The organism is Brachyspira sp. SAP_772 (assembly GCF_009755885.1).
In the GTDB taxonomy this organism is placed as follows: domain Bacteria; phylum Spirochaetota; class Brachyspiria; order Brachyspirales; family Brachyspiraceae; genus Brachyspira.
This window is the reverse complement of the sequence record NZ_VYIX01000159.1, coordinates 1-714: the sequence shown is the minus strand read 5'-3', so window position 1 is coordinate 714 and position 714 is coordinate 1. Positions and strand designations below refer to the sequence as shown.

The 714-nt window shown below is 25.6% G+C and carries 2 protein-coding genes and 1 pseudogene; all 3 read left to right on the top strand.

Annotated elements, in window-relative coordinates; translation table 11 throughout:
* Positions 1–131 (top strand): pseudouridine-5'-phosphate glycosidase (locus tag GQX97_RS13240; protein WP_198391249.1); only part of this gene is annotated, 131 nt, incomplete at its 5' end.
* An 86-nt stretch (positions 132–217) separates the two neighbouring features.
* On the top strand, positions 218–466 hold the full coding sequence (locus GQX97_RS13235) for an FmdB family zinc ribbon protein (protein WP_157152293.1): 249 nt from the start codon (positions 218–220) through the stop codon (positions 464–466).
* A 66-nt stretch (positions 467–532) separates the two neighbouring features.
* Positions 533–714 (top strand): annotated as a pseudogene (locus GQX97_RS13230) (23S rRNA (adenine(2503)-C(2))-methyltransferase RlmN); the annotation flags it as partial.

Here is a 714-nt window from a genome sequence, read left to right as displayed (position 1 = left end):
TAACTCCTTTTATATTGGCTAAGCTTCATAGTGTAACAGAAAACAAGAGCCTTAAAGCTAATAAAGAATTAGTTTATAATAATTGCCGTGTAGCTGCGAATATTGCTTATAGTTATTCTAAACTAAATTAAATTACTTGACAGATTTTTATTTTGATATATATTTYTTTGTTAAAATAGTTTAATTATTTTATTAAATTAATTGGAGATAAAAAATTATGCCTACTTATGAATATAAATGTAAAAAATGCGGACATGAGTTTGAAGAGTTCCAGTCTATGACTGCTGAACCTAAAGCTAAATGTCCTATATGTAARGGAASTGCTAAAAGAATAATTTCTTTAAATGCTGGTGTAATATTTAAAGGTTCTGGCTTTTATGTTAATGATTATAAAGGAAAAAATAGCACATCATCATCTTCTTCTTCAAGCAGCTCAAAACCTAGTAAACCTAAAACAAGCTGCTGAGGAGTTTGATTAATAAGCTTATAGGTTATAAGCTATAAAAAAATATATAATAAAAAATTAAGTTATATGCCAAAAAAAATATCTATAATGAATGTATCAGAAGAGGATTTATCTAAATTCTGYATTGAAAATAATTTTCCTAAGTTTCATGCATCTCAAATATTAAATTGGATATATAAAAAATATGCTATCTCTTTTGATGAGATGAGTAATATTCCAAAAGATTTGAGAGYWTTATTAGATGGATG